The sequence below is a fragment of the Streptococcus sp. SGI.013 genome, from assembly GCF_050315295.1.
Classification (GTDB): domain Bacteria; phylum Bacillota; class Bacilli; order Lactobacillales; family Streptococcaceae; genus Streptococcus; species Streptococcus porcorum.
Genome location: NZ_JBNPOS010000011.1, coordinates 1 through 14,443 on the forward strand (window position 1 = coordinate 1; position 14,443 = coordinate 14,443).

General features: G+C 37.3%; 16 protein-coding genes. 2 read left to right on the top strand and 14 right to left on the bottom strand.

What is annotated here, in order from left to right; genetic code table 11:
• Positions 1-11: 11 nt before the first annotated feature.
• From mmuM to ACQRDX_RS04335, 7 genes are all read right to left on the bottom strand, one after another.
• Positions 12-959: a homocysteine S-methyltransferase gene (gene mmuM, locus ACQRDX_RS04305; protein WP_427894634.1), complete on the bottom strand. Its 948-nt coding sequence runs from the start codon at positions 957-959 to the stop codon at positions 12-14.
• Between the two features lie 8 nt (positions 960-967).
• Positions 968-2,344: an amino acid permease gene (locus ACQRDX_RS04310; RefSeq protein ID WP_427894632.1), complete on the bottom strand. Its 1,377-nt coding sequence runs from the start codon at positions 2,342-2,344 to the stop codon at positions 968-970.
• 148 nt (positions 2,345-2,492) lie between these two features.
• Positions 2,493-3,089 carry a ribosome biogenesis GTP-binding protein YihA/YsxC gene (yihA, locus tag ACQRDX_RS04315; RefSeq protein WP_427894630.1) on the bottom strand — a complete coding sequence of 199 codons (597 nt, stop codon included), beginning with the start codon at positions 3,087-3,089 and terminating at the stop codon, positions 2,493-2,495.
• Between the two features lie 8 nt (positions 3,090-3,097).
• On the bottom strand, positions 3,098-4,321 hold the full coding sequence (gene clpX, locus ACQRDX_RS04320) for an ATP-dependent Clp protease ATP-binding subunit ClpX (protein ID WP_427894628.1): 1,224 nt from the start codon (positions 4,319-4,321) through the stop codon (positions 3,098-3,100).
• Positions 4,322-4,344: 23 nt separating this feature from the next.
• Entirely contained in the window at positions 4,345-4,515 is a 171-nt protein-coding gene (locus tag ACQRDX_RS04325; RefSeq protein ID WP_354368539.1) for a hypothetical protein, read from the bottom strand.
• A gap of 4 nt (positions 4,516-4,519) precedes the next feature.
• Positions 4,520-5,029: a dihydrofolate reductase gene (locus ACQRDX_RS04330; RefSeq protein WP_427894625.1), complete on the bottom strand. Its 510-nt coding sequence runs from the start codon at positions 5,027-5,029 to the stop codon at positions 4,520-4,522.
• Between the two features lie 75 nt (positions 5,030-5,104).
• Positions 5,105-5,944 (bottom strand): thymidylate synthase, encoded by an 840-nt coding sequence (locus ACQRDX_RS04335; protein WP_427894623.1) that lies wholly within the window; start codon positions 5,942-5,944, stop codon positions 5,105-5,107.
• A 182-nt stretch (positions 5,945-6,126) separates the two neighbouring features.
• Between ACQRDX_RS04335 and ACQRDX_RS04340 the strand changes: the two genes are divergently transcribed.
• Complete coding sequence (locus ACQRDX_RS04340; protein WP_427894621.1) at positions 6,127-7,293, top strand: hydroxymethylglutaryl-CoA synthase; 1,167 nt, start codon at positions 6,127-6,129, stop codon at positions 7,291-7,293.
• 5 nt (positions 7,294-7,298) lie between these two features.
• Positions 7,299-8,576 (top strand): hydroxymethylglutaryl-CoA reductase, degradative, encoded by a 1,278-nt coding sequence (locus ACQRDX_RS04345; RefSeq protein WP_427894619.1) that lies wholly within the window; start codon positions 7,299-7,301, stop codon positions 8,574-8,576.
• Positions 8,577-8,598: 22 nt separating this feature from the next.
• Here the strand turns inward: ACQRDX_RS04345 and fni are convergent, their stop codons facing one another.
• The 7 genes from fni to ACQRDX_RS04380 form a co-directional block, all read right to left on the bottom strand.
• Positions 8,599-9,609, bottom strand: a complete 1,011-nt coding sequence (fni, locus tag ACQRDX_RS04350; RefSeq protein WP_427894617.1) for a type 2 isopentenyl-diphosphate Delta-isomerase — start codon at positions 9,607-9,609, stop codon at positions 8,599-8,601.
• Positions 9,610-9,612: 3 nt separating this feature from the next.
• Complete coding sequence (locus ACQRDX_RS04355) at positions 9,613-10,605, bottom strand: phosphomevalonate kinase (RefSeq protein WP_427894615.1); 993 nt, start codon at positions 10,603-10,605, stop codon at positions 9,613-9,615.
• Entirely contained in the window at positions 10,606-11,565 is a 960-nt protein-coding gene (mvaD, locus tag ACQRDX_RS04360; RefSeq protein ID WP_427894613.1) for a diphosphomevalonate decarboxylase, read from the bottom strand. It lies immediately after the preceding gene.
• Entirely contained in the window at positions 11,547-12,425 is an 879-nt protein-coding gene (gene mvk / locus ACQRDX_RS04365) for a mevalonate kinase (RefSeq protein ID WP_354368523.1), read from the bottom strand. The genes mvaD and mvk overlap by 19 nt, the downstream gene beginning before the upstream one ends.
• Positions 12,426-12,519: 94 nt before the next feature.
• Positions 12,520-12,939 (bottom strand): hypothetical protein, encoded by a 420-nt coding sequence (locus ACQRDX_RS04370; protein WP_427894611.1) that lies wholly within the window; start codon positions 12,937-12,939, stop codon positions 12,520-12,522.
• A 45-nt stretch (positions 12,940-12,984) separates the two neighbouring features.
• Positions 12,985-13,749 carry an amino acid ABC transporter ATP-binding protein gene (locus ACQRDX_RS04375; protein WP_354368519.1) on the bottom strand — a complete coding sequence of 255 codons (765 nt, stop codon included), beginning with the start codon at positions 13,747-13,749 and terminating at the stop codon, positions 12,985-12,987.
• Between the two features lie 12 nt (positions 13,750-13,761).
• Positions 13,762-14,442, bottom strand: coding sequence for an amino acid ABC transporter permease (locus ACQRDX_RS04380; protein WP_427894608.1), 681 nt, complete (start codon positions 14,440-14,442; stop codon positions 13,762-13,764).
• Between the last annotated feature and the right edge of the window lies 1 nt (position 14,443).

Here is a 14,443-nt window from a genome sequence, read left to right on the forward strand (position 1 = left end):
GGCTATTGCCTTTATTTTAGAAATTCTGCTAAGGTTTTAATATCTTCTGGTCTTGTACGACAACAGCCTCCAACTACTTTAGCACCTAACTGATGCCAGCGGATCGTATCGTCCAGAAGTGTACGACTTGTATCAGCTGTGTCCTGCCAGCTCTGTGTATTACCATCATAAATCTCACCTGAGTTTGGATAGGTTACAAAAGGTTTGTTTGTTTTCTTTCTCAGTTCTTTAAGAAAATCATCGTAAATTACTGGAGCTGAGCAGTTGAGTCCTACTGCTAAGATTTGTGGTGTCTTATTGATTAGCTCTGCAATTTTATCGATAGGGGTGCCATCTGAAATAGCCTTACCGTCTTGAGAAGTAAAACTGATATAAACCTCAACATCTGGAAACTCCTCACGTAGGAGCTGACTGAGTGCTTGCCCTTCTAGATAATTTGGAATGGTTTCCAAAGCTAAGAGGTCAACTCCTTCCTCCAATAGTAGATGAATACGCTGGCGATGAAAATCTTTTAGTTCATTAAGGGTGATACCACCATAGTTTCCACTATATTCAGAACCATCGGCTAAATAAGCAGCATAGGGACCTACATCTCCAGAAATCAGTGGATAACAACGTTCCACTTTTTCCTCATCAGAAAGTTCTCCCCACACCTCATTCCGTGCTTCTTTAGCTAATATAACCGTCAAACGAATCAATTGTTCAGCTTCTTGAGAAGATAATCCTGCCTCAGCCAAGCCTTCAAGGGTTGCTTGATAGGTTGATGTTGTGATGACATCTGCTCCTGCTCGGATATAGTCCTTATGAATATCTTTAATCAGCTGGGGATTACTTAATAAGTATTTAGCAGACCAGAGTTTGCCTGACACATCATGTCCTCGAAATTCCAATTCTGTTCCTAAAGCACCGTGTAAGATGATGTACTCCTGCTGTTCTAACAGGTCTTTAAAACGTCCCATATCTCCTCCTAGAATTTTTTAAAACGCCAATAGTGATAAAGGTAGCACACTATGATAAACGGAATCCCAAAATACAATCCTGCTCGTTGGGAAGCATCCCAGGCAATTCCAATAATTGAAATGACTAATAATGTGATGGTTACATACGGTAAAATAGGGTTAAAAGGTGTTTTATAGTGTAATTCTTCCTCACTATGCTCCTTTAACCATGCTTTTCTGAAATTAATCTGTGCAAGTGGAATGGATAGCCAAACAGCCACTACAGCAAATCCTGCAATTGAGACTAGAGCGAGGAAAACAGTGTCTGCTGTATAAACACTAGCAAAAAGCGCTAATACCGCTCCTACCATAGATAAGAGAAGAGCGCGCATCGGAACGCCATGATCATTAATTTTAACAACTTTTTGCGATAACATTCCCTCATTGGCTAAAGACCAAAGCATACGACTTGACGCATATAGACCTGAGTTCCCCGCTGACAAAATAGCTGTCAAAATGACAAAGTTCATCAAATCCGCTGCAAACGGAATTCCCATTTTATCAAATACCGTTACAAAAGGAGCATCAGTCACTCCCGCTTCTTCCATTGGTAAAAGTGACGCTAACACAATGATGGTCAAGACAAAAAAGATAACTAAGCGTCCGATAGTTGTCTTGATAGCCTTAGGAACAGTCTCTACAGGGTTTTCCGTTTCTCCTGCTGCAATACCAATCAATTCTGTTCCTGAAAAAGCATAGTTAACAGACAGCATAACAGAAACCACTGCAATCGTCCCATTCGGAAAAAGTCCCTCTTTGGTTAAGTTATGAAAGAGTGGCGCACTGCTTGCTCCTTCAAACGGAATCACTCCAAAAATAGCTAATAACCCTAGAATAATGAATAAGATGATTGTAATCACCTTAATGCTTGAAAAATAAAACTCTGCCTCAGCAAAAGAACGTACTGACAAAGCATTAATCGCAAAAATAATTGCAGCAAAAATAGCAGCAAATAGCCAAGCTGGGACATCTGGGAACCACCTTCCCATCAACATACCAGCTCCTAAAAACTCTGTCCCTAGTGCTACTGTCCAACAAATCCAATAAAGCCAAGCCACTGTGAATCCTGTTCCTGGACTAATAAATTTTGTCGCATAAGTATGAAAGGATCCAGTCACTGGCATCGCTACTGCTAATTCCCCTAGAGACAGCATCACCAAATAGACAACAATCGCTCCGACTAAATAGGATAAAATCGCTCCAAAAGGACCTGCTTGGGCAATAGTATATCCTGAACTCAAAAAGAGACCTGTTCCAATAACACCTCCCAGTGATAGCATAAAGAGGTGACGGCTGGTCATTTTTCGCTGAAATTGACCTTCATTTTCAAAATTATGATTATCCATGAAATCCTCCACAATAAAATATTGAAACTATCATAACATGGATTCTTAAAAAGATGTTATACAGATTTTATAGAACTTAACATAGTTTTCAACTATAACAAATAGAGCTTAACGAGGATATCACACCTGGTTAAGCTCTATTTTTATATCATAAATGTTCTAAAATTGTATCCCATGATCGATCTAAGCCTTCTTTGTTAACAGACGAGAAGATGATAAAGGCATCTGATGAATCAAAGTTCAATTTTTTCTTGATAGCCGACTCATGTTTGTTCCACTTTCCTCGAGGAACCTTATCAGCTTTAGTAGCGACCACAATGACAGGGATTTCATAATATTTCAGAAATTCATACATCTGAACATCATCTGCCGATGGATCGTGACGTAAATCAACCAAACTCACAACAGCTCTCAGGTTATCACGACTAGTCAAATACTCCTCAATCATTTTTCCCCACTTGGCACGCTCAGCCTTTGAGACTTTAGCATACCCATAACCAGGAACATCAACAAAACGCAACTTACCATCAATGTCATAAAAGTTCAACAATTGTGTCTTACCTGGTTTACTAGAGGTGCGAGCAAGATTTTTACGCCCCAAAAGTGTATTAATAAAACTAGACTTACCTACATTTGAACGACCTGCAAGTGCTACTTCAGGTAAGTCATCCTGTGGGTAATGTGCCTTTGAGGCTGCACTCAAAAGAATGGAAGCATTATGTGTATTTAAAACTTCTTCTGACATAAGACCTCCTAAGCTGTTTGTAAAATTGGCTTATCAGTACCCTCAACTGCAGCTTTAGTGATACGAACAGCCTGAACATCCTCTTGACTAGGGACTTCAAACATAACATCAAGCATAGTCTCTTCGATAATGGAACGAAGTCCTCTAGCACCTGTTTTACGTTCAATAGCTTTAGCCGCGATAGCCTGAAGGGCATCCTCATCAAATTCTAATTCTACCCCATCATAGGATAAGAGTGTTTTATATTGTTTGACTAAAGCATTTTTAGGCTCTGTTAAAATCATCACAAGATCATCCACTGTCAATTGCTCTAAGGCAGCAAATACTGGTAAACGACCGATAAATTCTGGAATCAGTCCGAATTTTTGAATATCCTCAGAGATAATTTCTTGCATATAAGAACCATCTTCATCAATCTTACGGTTATTTTGACCAAATCCGATAACTTTTTCACCTAAGCGTTGTTTAACGATTTCTTCTATACCATCAAAAGCACCACCAACGATAAATAAAATATTTTTTGTATCGATTTGAATCATTTCTTGTTGAGGATGTTTTCTTCCTCCCTGAGGAGGGACACTAGCAACTGTTCCCTCTATAATTTTCAAAAGAGCTTGTTGGACGCCTTCACCTGATACATCACGAGTAATTGAAACATTTTCTCCTTTTTTAGCAATTTTATCAATTTCATCGACGTAAATAATGCCACGCTCTGCACGTTCAATATTAAAGTCAGCTGCTTGAATAAGCTTTAACAAGATATTTTCAACATCTTCACCAACATAACCTGCCTCTGTTAAAGCAGTTGCATCAGCGATTGCAAATGGGACATTCAAACTTTTAGCTAAGGTTTGAGCTAAAAACGTTTTACCTGATCCTGTCGGACCAATCATCAAAATATTAGACTTCTGCAAATCAACATCAGTCTCATCAGCATTTTCTTTAAAGTTTACTCGTTTGTAATGATTATAAACTGCAACAGCTAAGGCACGTTTGGCACGCTCTTGACCAACCACATATTGATTTAAAATATCGAGCAATTCTTTTGGCTTAGGTGTCTCAGCTAAGTCAGCCAAGACATCTTCTGCTAGTTCTTCCCTAATAATTTCTTGCGATAACTCAACACACTCGTTACAAATAAAAACATTATTACCCGCAATGATTTTCTTTACTTCTTCTTGACTTTTACCACAAAAAGAGCAATGAAACATAAGATCTGTTGTATTTGTCATGATATCCTCTAAACTTTAATTTTCTAAAATAGTGTTCCATAAAAGGCATGGATGGTATTAACAATATTTGTAAAGGCATTTAGGAGTAGAAAAATCCCTAGGCCATAGCGTCTTTTTTGAAATGCTGGAATAGCACACAAGAGACAAATCACAAATAAAAATGCCGTAAAAACGCCGAAAATACTTCTTTGCATTTATTTACTCTCTTACTTTTCTTATATAATGTAAAACTGTGAAAGCATAAGGATTTCCATCATCTTTGTCATAAAAAACCTCAGAGACTTTTTGATAATCATCTAAATTGATATCACTTGGAAAATAAGTATCACCTTCAAAACAAGCGTGAATCTTTGTCACAATGAGTTCGTCATAAACATCCTTAAAGGCTGCATAAACATGGCTTCCACCAGTGATAAACAACGTTTTATCTTGTTGATGGTACCAGGTTAAAACTTCATCAGTGGAATGGAAAACCTGAGTTCCCAAGACCTGAAAAGATTGATCACGCGTTAAGATTAGAGTTTTTCTTCCTGGTAAAAGACGTCTTTTCATTCCATCAAAGGTAACACGCCCCATCAAAATCGCCTCTCCCATAGTGGTTTTCTTAAAATGTTGGAGTTCTTTTGGCAAGTGCCATGGCATTGTTTGATTTGATCCAATTAATCGATTCTCATCTTCTGCCCAAATGGCAACTAGTTTCTTGCTCATCCTATCTCCTAAAATGCTTTTTTTCTATTTTATCAAAACTCTAGTGAAAATGCATTTGAAAAAGTTTTCTCTGCTCTAAATTGCTAAATCGAATTTCAATTGTGGTTTAACTGGATCATAATCAAGTAATACAAAATCTTCAGGTTTAATCTCAAAAAAATTGGTCTTATCAGGAACGTTTAAGACTAAGTACGGCGAGCAACTCGAAGGCTGACGACGTAGTAATTCCTTAGCTTGTTCAAATTGATTATCATAGATATGTAAGTTATTAACAAAATAAAAGAATTTGCCAACTTTCCAACCAAAATGCTTTGCAATCATCATTTGAAGGGCAACATATTGCATGGCATTGATGTGATGAGCAACAAGCATATCATTAGAACGTTGAGTAAGGGTTGCATCAAGATAGATCTCTTCCCCTACTCGTCTAACATCAAACATCGTTTGAAAGGCGCATGGAAGTAAGCCAGCTGAAGTATCAAACGCCTCATAATCCCATAAAGAAATGACATTACGTCTATTCCAAGGATTTTCCTCTAATTGCTTTAAAATTTTATTGATGATGTCGTGTTTTTTAACAATCGCTCCGTATCGCTCTCCGATATGACCGCTTTTATCAACTTCCCAATCATTCCAATACTTGACACCATATTTATCATTTAAAACAGATAAATCGTTAGTTTGATCTTGATAAATCCAAAAAATTTCCTTAATAGCTGATTTAATAGCAATAGGACGCAGGGTCGTAATGGGAAACTCACCTTTTGAAAGATCATATTCTGCAAAAGAGCCTGTAATATATTTCGAATTAGCTGATGTCCCATCTTTATACTTAGGTCTAGCTTGTTCACTCCATACGCCCTCATCCATAATCTTTTGAATATTTTCTTTGAAAATTTGATCTGCTTTAGTCATCATAGCCCCCTACTTTTTTTCACTTTGCTTATTCTATCTAAATTTAAAAGAAAAATCTACTAAAAATATTGCCAACGAAATGACTTACTTTGATGACTCAATGTTTATTTTCATCCATTCCATCAAAATATGATAGAATGAAAGTATTAATGACTTTATTTTAGAGGAGTAAGATTTTTCTTATGACAATCGGAATTGATAAAATTGGTTTTTCAACCAGTCACTATGTACTAAAGATGAGCGATTTGGCTCAAGCAAGAGGGGAAGACCCTAAAAAATTTAGCCAAGGCTTGATGCTAGATGCCCTTAGCATTACACCTATAACTGAAGATATTATCACATTAGCTAGTTCTGCGGCTTCCGAAATTTTAAATGACCTTGACAAACAAGCGATTGATATGGTGATTTTTGCTACTGAATCAAGCCTTGATCAAAGCAAGGCGGCAGCCGTTTATGTACACGGTTTATTGGGAATTCAACCCTTTGCGCGTTCAATTGAGATGAAAGAAGCTTGCTATAGCGCTACTGCTGCGCTTAACTATGCCAAATTACACATTGAAAAACACCCTGAATCTAAAGTCCTAGTTTTGGCAAGCGATATTGCAAAATATGGCATTGCATCAGCAGGAGAATCCACGCAGGGTGCTGGAGCGATTGCCATGTTGGTTAGCCAAAATCCACGCATCTTGGCATTAAATGATGATAACCTAGCTCAAACACGCGATATTATGGATTTTTGGCGTCCCAACTATTCCGATACACCATATGTCAATGGCATGTATTCGACCAAACAATATCTTGATTGCTTGAAAACAACTTGGACTGAGCATCGAAAGCGCTTTAATTCAACTCTATCAGATTATGCAGCTTTTTGTTTCCATATTCCATTCCCTAAACTAGCTCAAAAAGGTCTTCAAAAAATTATGGATAAACAGCTACCCGAAAACAGAAAAACCCTTCTGATCCAAAATTTTCAAGATAGTATTGCCTATAGTCGCCAAGTCGGAAATATCTACACAGGCTCCCTTTACCTTGGATTTTTATCTCTATTAGAAAATAGCCAAAATTTAAAGTCTGGCGATAAAATCGGGTTCTTTAGCTACGGTAGCGGAGCAGTTTGTGAGATCTTCTCAGGACAGTTAGTTGAGGGCTTTCAAGATCAACTCAAGCCATCTCGTCTTGAGCAATTAAGCCAGCGAACACCACTTTCAGTTAAAGGGTATGAGGAGATGTTCTACGAGGAAACTCAATTAGATCAAGATGGCAATGCTTGTTTTAGACAATATCAAACAGGACCATTTGCCCTAACTTCTATCACCGAACATCAAAGACAATACCAAAAAGTATAATCATTATGAACAAACAAAATTGGACAGGTTTTTCAAAAAAGACTATTTTACAACGTATAGAACATTTAGAAAAACTTCATTTCTTAACAAATTCTTCATTAGAAACACTTTATCAGCACAGAACACTACCTCTTGAAACCGCTGATCAAATGGTTGAAAATGTGCTAACAACTTACAATCTCCCCTATGCTCTTGCACCTGATTTTCTTGTGGATGGAAAAACTTATCAGCTTCCTATGGTCACCGAGGAGCCATCAGTTGTAGCCGCAGCATCATATGCAGCAAAAATCATTAAACGATCTGGTGGATTTCAAACAACCATTCAAAATCGTCAAATGATTGGCCAGGTTGCTCTTTATCAAGTTCCTGATTTAGAACAGGCTAAAAAAGATATTTTGGCTAATAAAGAGCATCTGCTGCAAGCCGCAAATGCAGCTCACCCTTCTATTGTAAAACGCGGTGGTGGAGCCTGTGATCTCCGTCTTGATTTTGTTGGAAATGATCCTACATTTTTAGTTGTCTATCTTATCGTTGATACCAAAGAAGCTATGGGAGCCAATATCATCAATACCATGATGGAAGCTTTAACACTAAATTTGGAGCAATTAAGTGGCGGAAAAAGTCTGATGGCCATCTTGTCAAACTACGCAACAGAATCTCTTATAACTGCACAATGTACTGTTGATTTACGTTATTTGAGCAGAAATAAAGATGAAGCATTGGAACTTGGTCAAAAAATGGCTTTAGCAAGCCAACTTGCTCAAGTGGATGTTTATCGGGCCAGTACTCATAATAAAGGGATTTTTAACGGAATTGATGCACTTGTCTTGGCAACAGGTAATGACTGGCGTGCTATTGAAGCCGGCGGTCACGCTTATGCCTGTAGAAATGGACAATACCAAGGACTTAGTAGTTGGCAATTAGATGAACAACAGCATCAAATCATTGGTCAACTGACCTTGCCTATGCCAATTGCTACAAAAGGTGGGTCTATCGGCCTTAATCCTAATGTTGCACTATCATTCGATCTTTTAGGTCAACCTGATGCCAAAACACTAGCTAGGCTGATTGTATCCTTAGGGTTGGCACAAAATTTTGCTGCCTTGAAGGCTTTAACCAGTTCGGGAATTCAAGCTGGACATATGAAATTACAGGCAAAATCATTAGCCTTACTAGCAGGAGCTAGTGAAAAAGAGGTTCCCTTGTTAGTTCCACAATTACTTAAATCTCCCCATTTAAATCTCGAAACCGCACAAGAACTCCTCAAAAAAATATGCCAATAAGTTAAACAAAAAGTTCTGGAATTTATTTTCCAGAACTTTTTTTTACTTGTTGTGCTAATTTGCCATATAGTAGGTACTCTACATTTTGTAACTCTGAAATGCTTGAGACATTTAAAGCGCACATTAGCATTTTTAAATCCATTTTCCAGCCATTAACGATATCAATAACTTGATCAAGCTCATACTCTTCTACCAAATCAAGCATGGTCCGTGAAAGCCCAACTGCTTTAGCACCTAGAACTAAGGCTTTGATCATATCTAGTGGATGTCTTACGCCTCCTGAAGCTAAAATTTCAATTTCATCTGTCATATCTTGAAGATTTAAGAGCGCCTGAACAGTTGATTGCCCCCATTCATCTAAATATTGACGATTCCCTCCACGTTGATTTTCAATGTAGGCAAAACTTGTTCCCCCTCTACCAGAAATATCAAAAGTTTTTATTCCTAATGATTTTGCGTAGAGAATAGTTTTTTTATCCATCCCAAAACCAACTTCTTTTAAAACCAAAGGAGTGGTAATTTCCTCACTGTAAGATGTCAAATGCTTCTTCCAATGACTAAAATGACGTTCTCCTTCAGGCATCAGCAATTCTTGCATCAAATTAAGATGAACTTGTAAAAAAACTGGCGATAAATCCTCAATCGCTTTCTGAGCTGCTTGATAAGGTTTGTCGATACCAATATTGGTTGCCAGTTGTACCTTAGGAGCTAGCTCTTTAACGGCATAAGAATCGTCATTTAAATTTTTTAGAGCCGCACTGTAAGAGCCTGTCACAAATAAAATACCACATGCTTCTGCAACCTGAGCTAATTTTCTATTAATAACCTTACCTTTTGCACTGCCACCTGTCATTGCATTGATATAAAATGGATAGTCCCATCGTCTCCCTGCAAATTCTGTCGATAAATCAATCTGATCCAGATCATAATCAGGCAAAGATGAATGAATGAGTTCCATGTCATCAAAACTATTGTAAGGTGATTGGTATTGTCTGGCAAACCTAATATGATCATCTTTACGATTTTGTGTCATTTTCTATAGTTCACTGGCGTATAAAAGCTCAATTCCGAGTCTCTGCCATCTTTCTTTTATTTTTTTTTCGGCAACTTTAGAAAAAACTAAAGCAATACCACAGTCTCCTCCGCCAGACCCACTTGATTTAGCAACAGCTTCTACCCCTTCTGTTGCTTGACGTAAGGCAACTAAATCCTCTGTGTAGATTAAAGGACTCAGATTAGCTAGTAGCTCACTGATACGATTTATTTGTTGAATACTACCTTGTTGATTTCCCTGTTCGATGGCTTGGGTTAATTTTTGAGTGGCTTTTTCTGTTTCAGATAAGAACTGAGGGGTGATAGCTGATTTGACTTGAGTAATCATTTCTGCTGAAATGGATGGCTCTTGCGTCCAACCAACTAAAAATTGACAAGTTAGCTGGGATGAAACTGGCTTGATTTGATAACCCCAATCACTTGCTAACACTTGTCTTAAAGGTATTTCTTGTATCAGTTGAGCTAGACTGTGTCTATCAAAGGATTGATAAAGTATCAAATCTTCAAAAGCAATACAGGCTAAATCGCCCATTGAACCGTTATCGCCACGTTTTACTAAAACATAGGTTGCTAAGCGAAACAAGCTATCACGAGATAAAGATAAATCATATAACTCAGCCATAGCCTTAATTGTTAAAAGCACAACTGAACCACTTGATCCTATACCAAATTTTTTTCCATCCCTTTCCATCTTTCCTGAAATAGATAGTCGAATTGGCCTTAGTTTCAAACCTTGATCAGCAAGAAACTCTTCCATGACCAAGATTGTCTCTTGTATAAGCGCATAATTTTGATCAGGATTTAAATCAACAGTGTAGTTAAACATATCTGAAACCAGCTGATAGGTTTCAGAAAAGTCAATCTCAGCTTGCATTCTGATGTTGATATTTTTTATCAAAGCTGACTGTCCAGGTGTTAAAACAGCATATTCTCCTGCTAGATAAAGTTTCCCGCAAGTTGTCACATATTTTGTCATCTATAATTCCTTGGTTTTTGAAACAATGATGTGATAGTCTTTTGATAAGATAGAGGCTAGCTGGTCTAAATCCTCTTCTAGACAAAGTACCTTAACATTTGGTCCCGCATCCATCGTAAAATAACAGCGATGCCCTTCTTGTCGCAAGGACTTCACCTTTTCCATCGCTTGATAAGAGGCTTCTGTCAAATAAGAGAAACTAGGCGTGGCGTGACGTGTCGTAGCATGCATAAAAAGAGCATTAGCTTCTGTTAACTCACCAACTTTTTGAAAATCATTAGCCCTTAGGTAGGCCTTCATCGCAATAAAATCTTGTTCAGATTGCTTGACCCACTGCTCAAAATTAGTTGAGGTTTCCATACAAAGCTTCATGCCATCTCTACTTGAGATCGGTTTTTTTTGATCAGTCAGCACTAACATAATCATGGCTAGTTTCAAATCTGTCTCTACAGGGTAAATCTCACCTGTATCTTTGTCCCAAGCAGCTAGTGGTCCAAAGAAGCTACGCGAAGATGAGCCTGAACCGTATTTAGAAATTTGAGCCAGTTCTTTTTGACTAAGGTCTTTTTCAAACAACTCATTGCAGGCCTTAATAACAGCCGATAATCCACTAGAACTTGAAGAGAGGCCTGCTTCAGTTGGCATGTTATTAAACGTGTCAATTTTAACATACTGTGATTGATCCTCTCTAAAAAGATCAATTACCTTACTAATTTTATCATGTTGCTTTTGATCTTGAAGTACGCCGTTCAGATAAAAAAGGTCGCCCTCCACACCACGTTCGGCTAAAGCAGTTTCAGAACTGATAAAAATAGCTTGTGTTTCTGTGAACATGTTATCCAAGGTTAACGAAATACTTGACGTTGATGGAATCATTTTGTCAGCATCAGCTTTTCCCCAATACTTAATAATCGCAATATTGGCATATGATTTTACCTTAACTAAATGTGTTCGATCCATGTATTGATCGCTCCTTTTTCCATGAGATGTTGTGAAATCAGATTAGCTTGGATAGCATTATGAGCAAGAGCGATAATACAGCCTCCTAGACCACCTCCACTCATTTTTGCTCCTAAGGCACCTGATGACAAAGCCTCAAAAACAAGGTAGTCTGCTTTTTCAATGCTGACCCCTAATTTTTGAAGTTCCGTGTGAGCTTTTGTCATTAAAAAACCAACACTAGCTACTGCTTTTTCAGAAATAGCCTGCTCCATCTGTTCAGTTAGATTTCCCAAGCGATGTAAAATAGGAAGAGATTTTTCTTCCATTGCTTCAACTTTTTTTACAGCTTCCTTGGTTTGACCATGAATGCCAGTATCTGCAATGATGAGGTAAGCATCTAAATTTACGGTCAGTTGGCTAAAACCAACATTACGAATAAATTTAATAGCATGATCACTTAAACAGGTTTTTGCATCTAGTCCACTAGGATTGGTGTGCGCAATAATTTCTGCTTGATTAGCAAGTTGTTCTAGTGTCTCCTTATCCACTGTCTGATTAAAATAATCTAATACAGCTGAAATGGCAGCAATACTAACTGCAGCAGATGATCCCATTCCACGCTTTTCAGGGACAGTTGAGGTAATCTGATAATCAATGTTAGCAGTTTTTAAATTTAAATACTCTAAAGCAGAGAAAATAGCAGTTGATAAGGTATCATCAGGCTGAAATATTAATGGACTATCGCTTGCAGTAATCTGACACTCTACCTCTACATTTTTTAATGGCAAAGCAATAGCAGGATAACCATAAACAACCGAATGTTCTCCTATTAAGATAATCTTACTGTGTGACCACCCTCGGCCCACTTTTCTTTTCATGTTACTCATCAAGTTCTATTTTATTATAAAAACAAAAAATTTGCGACTCTTAACCGCAAATTTTGTAGAATCAAATCACTTTATACATCAAAAATTAAGGGTTGAGATTCAAAGACTCTATAGAAACTTCCCTAATTTTTTTGATCTCTTTTAATCCCAATTCAAAAGTTCTGTAGTAAAACCCATTGTGATTTTTTGGGGGTTCTGTATAGCGATAAATTTCCGCTGTAAACTGATAATCTAATTGATTGATGGGAAGGGGAGCAAAGCGTAAGTAGATTTTTTTAGAAACTTTGATATGGTTATGATCTCTAAACAAACGTTTAGATTTGACTTCGACCAAGTTTTTAAAACTAATGATGTAGTAAACAATCGTTCGTTTGCGATCTTTCTTTTTAAAAACTTTACATCCACTATAAGTACCTTGAAATCGTAACCGTTGATGGAGCATTTTTTCAAAATAAGCTGACATGGTATCACTTCCTTTTCTTGAAATCGCTTCCAGTTTTATCATATCCCAAGTAAACTCTTTTTTCAAGCAAATATAACCATCAGAATATCAAATTTGGTATTCCACACTATAATGTGGATCTTTTAAGATGCGAGATAAGAATTTTTTGGTCCGCTCTTGTTTTGGATAACCAAAAAACTCTTTTGGTGTTCCTTCTTCAATAATGTGACCGCCATCCATAAAAACAATATGATTGGCCACATCACGCGCAAAGCTCATTTCATGCGTAACAACTACCATGGTCACCCCTTCTTCTGCTAGCTGTTTCATAACCGCTAAAACATCATCAATAAGCTCTGGATCAAGTGCAGATGTCGGTTCATCAAATAAAATCACATCTGGTCTAACCGCTATTGCTCGGGCAATTCCAATGCGTTGTTGTTGCCCTCCTGATAGCTGTTTTGGATAATGGTTTTTATAGTCTAAGAGTCCCACTTTTTTTAGAGCCTCTTCTGCTATTGTTAAAGCCTCTTGTTTGGGAATTTTACGTGCTACCACTAATCCTTCTAAAATATTTTCTAATGCTGTTTTATTAGCAAAAAGGTTATAATTTTGAAAAACAAAAGCTGTTTTTTGTCGAATAGACAAGATGTCTTTATGGTGTAAATTAGGCAAATGATACTCCTTATTCTCCAATACAAGATACCCCTCATCAGCTTTTTCTAAATGATTGATAGTTCTTAAAAATGTCGTTTTCCCAGAACCAGACGGGCCTAAAATGACCACAACATCTCCTTGATTAACCTTGAGACTCACACCGTCTAGAACCGTCTTATTGCCAAATCTCTTTTTAACATGCTTTATTTCTAACATCAAAATCTCCTCTCACACTCTCTTCAAATAACGGTCAAACCAAGAAAAGCCAAACTGAACTCCTCCACATAAAAGCAGATAGATCACAAAAATTACAAAATAAGCCTCAAAATAATGGTAACCATAAGCTGCCTCTACTTTTGCAATGGCTGTAATATCCTTTATGGTCATCACAAAGACAAGGGAGGTTCCTTTTATTATAGTTATCACTAAGTTACATAAATTAGGTAAAGCCACTTTTAAAGCTTGTGGAAATACAATTCGTCTGTAAGCTTGTATTGGCGTTAAACCAATGGATAAAGCCGCCTCTATTTGTCCCTTATCGACTGTTAAAATCGCCGAACGAATGATCTCTGATAAACTAGCTGTTGTCATTAAACTAAAAATAATATAAGCATAATAAATTGGGTTTAAGTCAAAAATATTGATATGACTCATTTTCAGAGTGGCATTTAATAAACTCGGCAATAGGCTATAAAAAAAGAGAATCAATAAAATAGATGGTGTTGAGCGAATGACAGCTAAATAAATAAGAGAAAAACGTGTCACTCCTTTCTTTCCTTTAATTCGAGCTAGAGCGATATAAAGAGCTGGAGGAAAGCTGAGTAGTAAAGAAACCAGTAAGATAGATAAGGTGACAGGAATTCCTCTTAGGCTGAGGAAAAAAGTTTTTATAATAAAGTCCCAGTTCATC

Bases quoted from the DNA above. Each gene is read 5' to 3' on its own strand.
- ACQRDX_RS04370 (WP_427894611.1), bottom strand. From the start codon at position 12,939: ATGATAAAACTGGAAGCGATTTCAAGAAAAGGAAGTGATACCATGTCA.
- ACQRDX_RS04340 (WP_427894621.1), top strand. From the start codon at position 6,127: ATGACAATCGGAATTGATAAAATTGGTTTTTCAACCAGTCACTATGTA.
- ACQRDX_RS04355 (WP_427894615.1), bottom strand. From the start codon at position 10,605: ATGACAAAATATGTGACAACTTGCGGGAAACTTTATCTAGCAGGAGAA.
- ACQRDX_RS04375 (WP_354368519.1), bottom strand. From the start codon at position 13,749: ATGTTAGAAATAAAGCATGTTAAAAAGAGATTTGGCAATAAGACGGTT.
- ACQRDX_RS04330 (WP_427894625.1), bottom strand. From the start codon at position 5,029: ATGAGCAAGAAACTAGTTGCCATTTGGGCAGAAGATGAGAATCGATTA.
- ACQRDX_RS04310 (WP_427894632.1), bottom strand. From the start codon at position 2,344: ATGGATAATCATAATTTTGAAAATGAAGGTCAATTTCAGCGAAAAATG.
- yihA (WP_427894630.1), bottom strand. From the start codon at position 3,089: ATGTCAGAAGAAGTTTTAAATACACATAATGCTTCCATTCTTTTGAGT.
- ACQRDX_RS04345 (WP_427894619.1), top strand. From the start codon at position 7,299: ATGAACAAACAAAATTGGACAGGTTTTTCAAAAAAGACTATTTTACAA.
- ACQRDX_RS04335 (WP_427894623.1), bottom strand. From the start codon at position 5,944: ATGACTAAAGCAGATCAAATTTTCAAAGAAAATATTCAAAAGATTATG.
- ACQRDX_RS04325 (WP_354368539.1), bottom strand. From the start codon at position 4,515: ATGCAAAGAAGTATTTTCGGCGTTTTTACGGCATTTTTATTTGTGATT.
- mvk (WP_354368523.1), bottom strand. From the start codon at position 12,425: ATGAAAAGAAAAGTGGGCCGAGGGTGGTCACACAGTAAGATTATCTTA.
- fni (WP_427894617.1), bottom strand. From the start codon at position 9,609: ATGACACAAAATCGTAAAGATGATCATATTAGGTTTGCCAGACAATAC.
- clpX (WP_427894628.1), bottom strand. From the start codon at position 4,321: ATGACAAATACAACAGATCTTATGTTTCATTGCTCTTTTTGTGGTAAA.
- mvaD (WP_427894613.1), bottom strand. From the start codon at position 11,565: ATGGATCGAACACATTTAGTTAAGGTAAAATCATATGCCAATATTGCG.
- ACQRDX_RS04380 (WP_427894608.1), bottom strand. From the start codon at position 14,442: ATGAACTGGGACTTTATTATAAAAACTTTTTTCCTCAGCCTAAGAGGA.
- mmuM (WP_427894634.1), bottom strand. From the start codon at position 959: ATGGGACGTTTTAAAGACCTGTTAGAACAGCAGGAGTACATCATCTTA.